General features: G+C 66.5%; 15 protein-coding genes. 5 read left to right on the top strand and 10 right to left on the bottom strand.

Going from position 1 to position 8,946, the window contains the following annotated elements; translation table 11 throughout:
* The 5 genes from ACE3Q6_RS18920 to ACE3Q6_RS18900 all read right to left on the bottom strand — a co-directional run.
* Window positions 1-1,271: catalase (locus ACE3Q6_RS18920; protein ID WP_374435869.1), on the bottom strand; the 1,271-nt coding region annotated here is incomplete at its 3' end.
* A 71-nt stretch (window positions 1,272-1,342) separates the two neighbouring features.
* Complete coding sequence (locus ACE3Q6_RS18915) at window positions 1,343-2,509, bottom strand: hypothetical protein (RefSeq protein ID WP_374435866.1); 1,167 nt, start codon at window positions 2,507-2,509, stop codon at window positions 1,343-1,345.
* 151 nt (window positions 2,510-2,660) lie between these two features.
* On the bottom strand, window positions 2,661-3,722 hold the full coding sequence (locus tag ACE3Q6_RS18910; protein WP_374435864.1) for a hypothetical protein: 1,062 nt from the start codon (window positions 3,720-3,722) through the stop codon (window positions 2,661-2,663).
* A 263-nt stretch (window positions 3,723-3,985) separates the two neighbouring features.
* On the bottom strand, window positions 3,986-4,642 hold the full coding sequence (locus ACE3Q6_RS18905) for a hypothetical protein (protein ID WP_374435862.1): 657 nt from the start codon (window positions 4,640-4,642) through the stop codon (window positions 3,986-3,988).
* 126 nt (window positions 4,643-4,768) lie between these two features.
* Window positions 4,769-5,344 (bottom strand): hypothetical protein, encoded by a 576-nt coding sequence (locus ACE3Q6_RS18900; RefSeq protein WP_374435860.1) that lies wholly within the window; start codon window positions 5,342-5,344, stop codon window positions 4,769-4,771.
* Window positions 5,345-5,646: 302 nt separating this feature from the next.
* Here ACE3Q6_RS18900 and ACE3Q6_RS18895 point away from each other — a divergent pair, with 302 nt between their 5' ends.
* Window positions 5,647-5,820 carry a hypothetical protein gene (locus ACE3Q6_RS18895; RefSeq protein WP_374435858.1) on the top strand — a complete coding sequence of 58 codons (174 nt, stop codon included), beginning with the start codon at window positions 5,647-5,649 and terminating at the stop codon, window positions 5,818-5,820.
* A gap of 1 nt (window position 5,821) precedes the next feature.
* On the opposite strand, the gene ACE3Q6_RS18890 is transcribed toward ACE3Q6_RS18895, so the two are convergent.
* The gene (locus ACE3Q6_RS18890) at window positions 5,822-6,010 is read right to left on the bottom strand and encodes a hypothetical protein (RefSeq protein ID WP_374435856.1); all 189 of its coding nucleotides are present in this window, start codon (window positions 6,008-6,010) and stop codon (window positions 5,822-5,824) included.
* A 127-nt stretch (window positions 6,011-6,137) separates the two neighbouring features.
* Complete coding sequence (locus ACE3Q6_RS18885) at window positions 6,138-6,434, bottom strand: PRC-barrel domain-containing protein (RefSeq protein WP_374435854.1); 297 nt, start codon at window positions 6,432-6,434, stop codon at window positions 6,138-6,140.
* A gap of 123 nt (window positions 6,435-6,557) precedes the next feature.
* Between ACE3Q6_RS18885 and ACE3Q6_RS18880 the strand changes: the two genes are divergently transcribed.
* Entirely contained in the window at window positions 6,558-6,785 is a 228-nt protein-coding gene (locus tag ACE3Q6_RS18880) for a hypothetical protein (RefSeq protein WP_374435852.1), read from the top strand.
* A 1-nt stretch (window position 6,786) separates the two neighbouring features.
* On the opposite strand, the gene ACE3Q6_RS18875 is transcribed toward ACE3Q6_RS18880, so the two are convergent.
* Together ACE3Q6_RS18875 and ACE3Q6_RS18870 are read right to left on the bottom strand one after the other, a co-directional pair.
* Window positions 6,787-6,969: a DUF3008 family protein gene (locus ACE3Q6_RS18875; protein WP_374435850.1), complete on the bottom strand. Its 183-nt coding sequence runs from the start codon at window positions 6,967-6,969 to the stop codon at window positions 6,787-6,789.
* Between the two features lie 3 nt (window positions 6,970-6,972).
* Window positions 6,973-7,128, bottom strand: coding sequence for a hypothetical protein (locus ACE3Q6_RS18870; protein WP_374435848.1), 156 nt, complete (start codon window positions 7,126-7,128; stop codon window positions 6,973-6,975).
* A gap of 62 nt (window positions 7,129-7,190) precedes the next feature.
* On the opposite strand from ACE3Q6_RS18870, the gene ACE3Q6_RS18865 reads away from it, so the two are divergent.
* A complete protein-coding gene (locus ACE3Q6_RS18865; RefSeq protein ID WP_374435846.1) occupies window positions 7,191-7,334 on the top strand; it encodes a hypothetical protein in 144 nt (47 codons plus the stop codon).
* Between the two features lie 8 nt (window positions 7,335-7,342).
* Here ACE3Q6_RS18865 and ACE3Q6_RS18860 read toward each other — a convergent pair whose 3' ends face one another.
* Window positions 7,343-7,882, bottom strand: a complete 540-nt coding sequence (locus ACE3Q6_RS18860; RefSeq protein WP_374435844.1) for a DNA-3-methyladenine glycosylase — start codon at window positions 7,880-7,882, stop codon at window positions 7,343-7,345.
* A gap of 123 nt (window positions 7,883-8,005) precedes the next feature.
* On the opposite strand from ACE3Q6_RS18860, the gene ACE3Q6_RS18855 reads away from it, so the two are divergent.
* Together ACE3Q6_RS18855 and ACE3Q6_RS18850 are read left to right on the top strand one after the other, a co-directional pair.
* The gene (locus ACE3Q6_RS18855) at window positions 8,006-8,275 is read left to right on the top strand and encodes a hypothetical protein (protein ID WP_374435842.1); all 270 of its coding nucleotides are present in this window, start codon (window positions 8,006-8,008) and stop codon (window positions 8,273-8,275) included.
* A gap of 112 nt (window positions 8,276-8,387) precedes the next feature.
* The gene (locus ACE3Q6_RS18850) at window positions 8,388-8,882 is read left to right on the top strand and encodes a ferritin-like domain-containing protein (RefSeq protein ID WP_374435839.1); all 495 of its coding nucleotides are present in this window, start codon (window positions 8,388-8,390) and stop codon (window positions 8,880-8,882) included.
* Window positions 8,883-8,946: the final 64 nt, after the last annotated feature.

Raw genomic sequence — 8,946 nt, 5'->3', positions numbered from 1 at the left:
CCCTTCAGCGGGTCCTCGCGCGGGCCCTCCTCGAACCCGTTCGGCTCATAGTTGATCCGGCCACGCGGATTGTCCCGCCGCATGTGGCCGTCCTGCTGGAAGTTGTGAACCGGGCAACCCCGGGGCTTGTTGACCTCAAGCTGGGTGAAGTTGGTGCTGCCCAGGCGCTTCAGCTGGGTGTCGAGGTAGCTGAAGTTCCGCCCCTGCAAGAGCGGATCCTCGGTGAAGTCGATGCCGGGGATCACGTGCTGGGTGCAGAAGGCGACCTGCTCGGTGAACTCGAAGAAATTGTCGACCGCGCGGTCCAGGGTCAGCGTGCCCACTGGCTCGGCCGGGATCAGCTCTTCGGGAATGATCTTGGTCGCGTCGAGGATGTCGAAGTCGAAGCTGTCCGCGAAGGCCTGGTCGAAGATCTGCAGGCAGAGGTCCCACTGCGGATGGTCGCCCGTCGTCAGCGCCTCCCACAGATCGCGGCGGTGGTGGTCGGGGTCCGCGCCGTTGATCTTCACGGCCTCGTCCCACAGGACCGACTGCAGGCCCTGACGCGGCTTCCAGTGGAACTTGACGAACTTCGCCTCGCCGGCCGCGTTCACCAGCCGGAAGGTATGGACGCCGAAGCCCTCCATCGTGCGGAAGGACCGCGGGATGGTCCGGTCGGACATCTGCCACATGACCATGTGCATCGATTCCGGGGTGAGGGAGATGTAGTCCCAGAACGTGTCATGCGCCGACTGTGCCTGGGGAAAGCCCCGGTCCGGTTCGGGCTTCACGGCATGGACGAGATCGGGGAACTTCATCGCATCCTGAATGAAGAACACCGGGATGTTGTTGCCCACGAGGTCCCAGTTGCCCTCGTCGGTGTAGAACTTGACTGCAAAGCCCCGCACGTCGCGGGCAAGATCCATCGACCCCTTCGATCCCGCCACGGTGGAGAAGCGCACGAAGGTCTCGGTCAGCTTGCCGACCTTCTGGAACGGGGCCGCGCGGGTGATGTCGGACAGATCGCGCGTGCATTCGAAAGTGCCATGCGCGCCGAAGCCCCGGGCATGGACCACGCGTTCGGGGATGCGCTCGTGGTCGAAGTGGAAGATCTTGTCCCGCAGGACGAAGTCCTCCAGCAGCGTCGGCCCCCGCGCGCCGGCTTTCAGGCTGTTCTGGTTGTCGGCGATCGGCACACCTTGCGACGTGGTCAGCACGTCAGCGCCCGACTCTGCGGTCTGGTGAACTTCTGCCGGACCGCCATCGGTCCCGTTCTGCAGCTGGGTCTTCATTCATGGCTCCTTGCGACCTGGCGGACATGGAACCGGCCCCCACGGCGAACCGTCGGGGCCGGCAACTTCACTCAGCGGTTACGCGCCCCGCGGCGGGCGGCTTCGGAATGGCCTTCCGAATCCCCGAACCAGCCGCGTCCGTCACCGCCCCCGCGCGACGAGCGGCCGCCGCCACGGCGGTCGTCATCGTCATCGCGCGACGAGGACCGACCCGAGGAACGCCCGCCACGATCGTCTTCGTCACGGGTCTCCCAGCCCTTGCGGGCGGCCTCGGCATGGCCTTCGGAATCGCCGAACCAGCCACGGCCGTCGTCGCCACCGCGCGAGGAGCGGCCACCGCCTGAACGACGGTCATCGTCGTCGTCGCGCGACGAGGACCGGCCCGACGAACGCCCACCGGACCGGCCGCCGCGATCGTCGTCATCCTCGCTCATGAACCGACCGAACCGATCCAGCTCGCGGTCGTCGCTGCCGCCTCGGCCACCGCCGGACGAACGCCCGCCGCCAGACCGGCCGCCGCGGTCATCGTCGTCCTCGCTCATGAACCGGCCGAACCGATCCCGCTCGCGGTCGTCGCTGCCGCCACGGCCACCGCCGCCCGACGAACGCCCGCCGCCCGAACGGCCGCCGCGATCATCATCGTCCTCGCTCATGAACCGACCGAAACGATCCCGCTCGCGGTCATCGCTGCCGCCGCGGCCACCGCCCGAAGAGCGTCCGCCACCGGACCGACGGTCATCGTCGTCATCGCGCGACGAGGACCGGCCCGACGAACGCCCGCCGCCGGAACGGCCGCCACGATCATCATCGTCCTCGCTCATGAACCGCCCGAAGCGGTCGCGCTCGCGGTCATCGCTGCCGCCGCGGCCACCGCCGCCCGACGAACGTCCGCCGCCGGAACGACCGCCACGATCATCGTCGTCCTCGCTCATGAACCGGCCAAAGCGATCCCGCTCGCGGTCGTCGCTGCCGCCACGGCCACCGCCCGACGAGCGACCACCGCCGGAGCGTCCGCCCCGGTCGTCATCCTCGCTCATGAAGCGGCCGAAGCGGTTGCGCTCACGGTCGTTGCTGCCATTTTGGCCGCCCCGGCTGCTGCCCGAGCTGCGTCGGTCATCATCGTCGTTACGCGACGAGGACCGGCTGCCGCCACGGGACGAACGGCCACCGCGGTCGTCGTCCTCACTTACGAAACGACCAAACTCGTCACGCTCGCGATCATTCGAGTTCCTATCCATGTTGGATCTCCGTTGCTGTAGGTGCGGCAGGGGTGCCGCGCGCTATTTGTGGAACCGGGCCAGAGACGGATTGTTCCCCAAAGGCCCGCATCCCATTCATTCTGCAAAGAAAAACACCGGCTGGGGGTTCCAGCCGGTGTTTCAAGCCTGCTTAGCTCTTCTTCGACGACGACCCGCCGCCGCTGCTTTCGGATCCCGAGCCCGAGCTGCCGCTCATGCTGGACGAGCTGCCGCCCTGCGAGCTGGAACCGGACCCCGAACCGGAGCTGCGGTTCTTCCGCCAATCCTCGAACTCGGATTCGAACTTCTTCTGACGCTCTTCGTTGAACGCCTTGTAGTCCTCGTCGTGCGACTGCATCTGCCGCTCGCGCCAGGTGTGGTAGTGCGGGTCATGGCCCATGCCCTGCGAGCCGCCCATGCCCGAGCCGCCGGACGAACCGCCCATCGAGCTTCCGCCATAGCCACCCTGGCTGCCATAGCCGCCCTGGCCGCCATAGCTGCCCTGACCGCCACCGTAGCCGCCCTGACCAAAGCTGCTCTGGCCACCCATGCCGCCCTGGCTGCTGCCATAACCGCCCTGGCTGCTGCCAAAGCCGCCTTGGCCGCTCATGCCGCCCTGGCCGTAACCGCCACTCTGGCCGTAACCGCCCTGGCCCATGCCGCCCTGGCCATAGCCGCTCATGCCGCCCTGACCGCTGCCATAGCCGCCTTGCCCCATGCCGCCTTGGCCATAACCGCCCTGGCCGTAACCGCCCTGGCCGTAACCGCCCTGGCCCATACCGCCCTGGCCGTAGCCACCGCTCTGGCCATAACCGCCCTGGCCGCCGCGCATGCCGCCCTGACCATAGCCCTGGCCACCCTGGCCGTAGCTGCCCTGGCCATAACCGCCACTCTGGCCGTAGCTACCCTGGCCGCCGTGGCTCTCACCACCATAGCCCTGACCCGCATAGAGACCCTGGCCCTGGCTCCGGCCACGCCCTTGCGACCCATAGCCGCCGCGACCGCTGCTTTCGGACCAGTCGCGCGAGCTGCCGTAATCGTCATCGTCTTCCCAGCGGGAGGAGCCCGACGCGCCACGGGACGATGAGGACCCGCTGCGGCGGCCGTAGCCGCTTTCCATGTCGTCGTCATAGCCCCCACGGCCCGAGCTCGAACGGCTGCGCCCGCTCTGACCGCCGCGGTCATAATCGTCGTCTTCGTATCTCTGTGCCATTGTTCTCTCCAGTTGCTCGTCGTCGGGTTCGCCCTTTGTCGCGGGCGTCCTCTACGGACAGGGAAACAACCGGGTCGGGCCTGCGAATGTTCCCGCCCATGCAACCCGTGGAGACCGTTGAGCGGATTCCGAGCGGGGGCCGAAAACGAAACCGGTGGCTGCAAGCGATCAGGCTTGCAACCACCGGTGCCGGCGGGTGGGAGGGACATCCGCCCGTCGGGTCGTCACGACCGTCGCCCGAATGGCGACGGGAAGCTTGGCGGTCAGAGCGTTTCGACCGCCTCGCAGATGGCCTTCATCTCGGTCAGGTCATAACCGACGGCGGCCGCAATGGTTCCATCCGTGGACGCGGTGCCAGTCGAGGCGTCGGTCCCGGTCGACGCGCCCGCCGTGGTGTCGGTCGATGCGCCGGCCGTGGTGTCGGTCGAAGTGCCGGTGGTTGCGGTATCGGTCGACGTGGTGGCATCCGTAGACGCGCCCGCCGTCATGTCGGTCGCCGCTTCGGTGCCTGTCGCGGTCGAAGTCGACGCATCGGTCGACGTGCCGGTGGAGGCATCACCATGCGCGGCCATGAAGGTCACGCAGTCTGCCTTGATCATGTCGCGGTCTTCCTGCGACAGCGACTGCCAGCCGCTGGTGATCTCTTCGGTCGTGCGCAGGGCGCCGCTTTCCGCGTCGGTGAAGAAGGTTGTCCCGACCGACAGCGGCCAGTTGGTGCCGAACGAGGTTCCGTCCATCCCCGTGGCGGTGCTGGTGCCGGCGGCAGTCCCGGTCGCGGCGTCCGTAGCGGCGCCTGTGGTCGTGTCGACGGTTGTGGAGGTGTCGGTGCCGGTTGTGGCTCCGGTCGTGGTGTCGGTCTGGGCATAAGCGCCGACTGCAAGAAGTGCCACGGCAGGCATGGCAAGAAGTGCGTTCTTCATCTGAATAGTCCTCTCTCGTTGCTCGACGGCCGTCGGGCCGAAGGAAGGGCGCCCGGCATCGGCCAGGTATCGCCAGTGCAGAGAGGAACCGACCCGCCGGGGCTTTGTTCCCGGCCGGTCGGGGGGTCAGTTCATGAAGCCGCGCGGGCCCGTGGCCATGATCTCATCCATCAGCAGGATGAGCCAGGGTCCCACCGCCGCGCCCGAGGGCATCGGACACTTGTCGTCGATGGCACGTTGCAATGTGAGTTCGACCAGCCGGTCGGCGGATTCCGGATCGCCAACGAAGCACCGCGCACGCGCCCGCAGTTCGGGGATCAGGTCGACGATGCCTCCCTCCGCCGCCTCGCGCGAACGCCGGCTCAGTTGGCGGACCACGGTCGATGGCGGTTCCGGCTTGCTGATGCAGTCGTCGCTGGCAAAGCGCGCGGGCAGCACGTGCTTGTCATAGCCCGTGAAGAAGATGTAGGGCACATCGAGCGCCTTCAGCCGGTCGGCAAGGTTGAAGGTGTTCTCGCACCCCAAACGCACGTCCAGGATCGCAAGGTCGCTGTGCGGCACCTGCAAGCCCGCCTCGGCCAGGTTCGAACACGGCCCCACGACCACGGCATTCGCGGCCTCAAGCTCGTCCACCAGTTCGATCGCCAGCAGGTAGTTGTCCTCTACGACCAGTACGCGCTTGCCACTCAGATTGTTAAGCATCGTGCGTCTCCTCGGATCGCAGCGTGAGTGCGGACAGCTGGCCTACGGGGCCTGGGGCAACCTGAGCCCCCTGCCGACATGGAACTGGTGACGCAATCACCTTTGCAGAACTCGTCACGGTTGGCCAGTGTCGTCCGGCCGCGCGGATTTCCTTGTTGAAGCCGCGGTACTCTGCGCTATGTCGTGTCTGCAAAGCGCTGGCACAAGACCGAGGGCGCACTTTCGCGAAACAGCCCACATTCGGTTGTCGTCTTGCGAAACCCCTTGGGATACACTGCGCGCAGGACAGTCGGAGACAGGAAATGCCGCAGGATTCCGGACCTGGATCCAAGAACGACAAGGCAATTGCGGCAGGCGCGGCCCGCCTTCTGGACGAGGCGAAGGCGGAACCCGTACCCGATTCGATCCTGAACCTCGCGCAAGAGCTTGACCGAACGCTCAAGGCCCGGGGCAAGGCGACGAACTCCAAGGAATGACCTAGCCCCTCACCGGGGGCGTGATCTCGCCTGGCGGGATCTGCTGGGGGTCCTGCGTCGGGATCGGCTGCGGATCGGGCATCGGATCAGGCTGCACGTCCGGCTGCACCGGGTCGCCGGGGACCGGCAACGGTGGCTCGGCGGGGGGAAGGTCGGGGGACTCGGGTCGACCGAGGTAAAGCTCTTGCATGGGCGGATCCTTTCCGCGCTGCCCGAAGTCAGGCTGTGCAAGAGCCAACGCCGCACCGGGTGCATGGTTCCCCGCGGGCAAGGAAATGGCCCGGACCGGCCGCAGCCGCTCCGGGCCTTTCTGTCGGTCAGTGCCGATGCTCGGGGAAGTTCTCCAGCTGCTCTTTCGTCCAGGACGTCATCCCGTGGATCGAGCCGGTGTGGTCCCGCATCATGTTAAGCTCGCCCAGGCTGACCATGACCGGCTTCGAGCCGATGCCCAGGAAGCCGCCCACATCCACCACGGCCTGCGGGACCGCGCCCCCTTGGTGGAGGTGCGAGATGGTGCCGATCTTCTCGTCATCCGCGCCGTAGATCGTCGCGCCGACCAGGTTCGACTCGGTCAGTTCCGCCGGGCTCAGCCGGGTATGCGTGCTGTGGTCCATCACTAGGGTCTCCTTTCGACGCCGGAGCGTTCTCCGGCCTTGCCGTCCTCCAACCATTCCGCGGGGCCGATGTTCCGCGGAACAATCGCCGCCGTCCCGCGGTTGGCAGGGAAAGGAGGTCCCATGCCGCACCTCATCCGCTTCCTCATCGACCGCTTCGCCGAGGGCGTTGTCCTGGGTCTTTCCGTCGGCCTTGCGATCCTCTGGTCAGACCTGGGCGAGCTTGCCCGCCTTTTCGCGGCCAGCGGGCACGAGGCCACGCTCATGGCCTTCTTCCTGGCCGAGACCGGGATTCTCTTCGGCACCTTCGCCATGTGCGTCGCGGTGATGAACCTGTCGGACGACGGCTAGGTCAATCCTTCTTCTCGGGCAGGCCCTTGCGGCGGGTGCTGGCCAGCTCTTCCAGCTCGTCCTCGGTCATGGACTTGGCCATCTCCTTCGACGCGCCGAAAAGCTCGTCCTTGTCCGCCTCGCCGCGCTTGGCCGCCAGGGCCGCGCCGGCCGCCTTCTGCTGCGCCTTCGACTTCGCCGGCATGGGTCACTCCTTTGTCCGCGGTTTCGGCACCTGCTTCGCCGGGTTGGCCTGGTCGAACTCCTCGGGCCGGTGGGCCGAGCCTTCGTGGTCGTCCTGGGCATTCCGCCGGTCGAGGGGCGGGGTCCGCTTTTCCGCGGCGGGTCCGGGTTCGTTCGGCATGGGCTGTCTCCCGTTGCAGGCAGACACCAAATCACGCTGCGGTCCGAATTGTTCCCGTCGGGATGCCCCTGCGGAACCGTGACGGCGTGCCGGCGGTTGGTAACGAAACGGAACACATCGAGGAAACCGCCATGAACAACATCATCTACATCATCGGTCTGGTCGTCGTCGTCCTGGTGATCCTGTCCTTCTTCGGCCTGCGCTGATCCCGCGCCTAGCGCGGAAAGGGACGGCTCAGCCCCTGCACACCTGCCAAAGCAAAGCGCCATGGCCGATCCGCGGCCTTGGTGATCCCGATGCGGGGCCCGACCAGCAGTCGGTCGGGGGGCACGCCGGGTTCCAACAGGAACTCGCCCCCGTCGAACCGCTTGCCACTGTCTTCCAGTGCCACACCAAGCGCCTGTCCCAGCCGGCCCGGACCCGAGGCGATGTCGCGCGCCGTGCCGCGCCGCCGTATCATCTCCTCGACCCCAACCTGGGGCAGCAGCGCGCGGATCAGCACCGCTTCCCCGGGACGCCCCACCACGTTCAGGCACAGATGGCAGCCGTAGGACAGGTAGACGTAGACCGTACCTGGCGCCCCGAACATTGCCGCGTTCCGCGCCGTAGGTCCCCGAAAGCTGTGCGAGGCCGGATCGTCCCGGCCATAGGCCTCGGTTTCGATCACCGTGCCGCCCACGCCCCGCACCAGAAGCCGGGCCCCCGGCAAACTGCGGGCAAGGTCCAGGATGTCCTGATCGAAGCGGATGGCCATGCACCTACCCTGCGCCAGGGACGCCGCGGCCGCCAGCGATCACTTGCCCCCAAAAAAAACGTTCAGAAGCGGGAACCGTTTCGGCCCGAACGGGTTCCTTCTGGTGGAGAAGAATTACGACCCATGGAACAAAAATCCTTCAGACCTGTCGCCCCCTTTTCCCTTCCGCTGGAAGGGCGTCTCCTCGCGCACCGTCGCCTGCTGCTCGAACTTCTGCGCAACCTGCCCGAAAGCCGCCGGACCGAAATGCTAGACTGGCTCGATGAACGCGCCATCTACCAGGATGGCCAGGAAGACCCCGGCGCCGTCCCCGGCGAGGGGATCGAGCTGGAACTGGCCCGCGCCGACGAGTTCCAGGTGCTTAGGCGATTGATGCGAAACAGTTCTGACTGACGGGGAACAATCCCGAATCTGCCGGGTTCTTCGGTCACGCAACGGGGCTGCGTTGCCCCTTCCGACCGCGCGCCAAGGTGCTCCGGTCAAGGTTTCCCGAAAAGGACAGGCAATGGAACAGACCCGCCAGAATTATCTTGCATGGCTGCGCGAGGCACATGCGATGGAGAGACAGTCCTTCACCATGCTGCAGGACATGACCAGCAAGATGGAAGATTACCCAAGGCTGCGCGCCAGGCTCCGCGAGCACCTGCGGGAAACCGAAGGCCAGCTCTCTGCCCTGGCAAAGCTTCTGGGCCGGAAAGGCGCCGAGACGTCCCTGGTCAAGGACACGATGGGCCAGGTGACCGCCTTCACCCGGTCGATGTCCGATATCTTCACGGGCGAAGAAGTGGTGCAGGGCACGCTGGCCAGCTACACCTTCGAGAATCTGGAAATCGCCTCTTACCGTATCCTGATCACCGCGGCCGAGCAGCTGGGCGATGCCGAAGCGGTCGAGGTGTTCCAGCGCTCCCTCGCGCAGGAAGAGGCCATGGCGGACTGGCTCGCCAGCCATTCAGGCGAGATCACGCGCAGTTACCTCAGCCGGGCCGAACTGCTGCTTTAGAAGCGCAGCCATGACGGGATAAGGAAAGGCCGCATTCCGAAGGATGCGGCCTTGTCCTGCTTGC

Source organism: Tabrizicola sp. (assembly GCF_041913445.1).
In the GTDB taxonomy this organism is placed as follows: Bacteria; Pseudomonadota; Alphaproteobacteria; order Rhodobacterales; family Rhodobacteraceae; genus Tabrizicola.
Note: the sequence above shows the minus strand (reverse complement) of the source record. Positions and strands in the feature narration are given on the sequence as shown.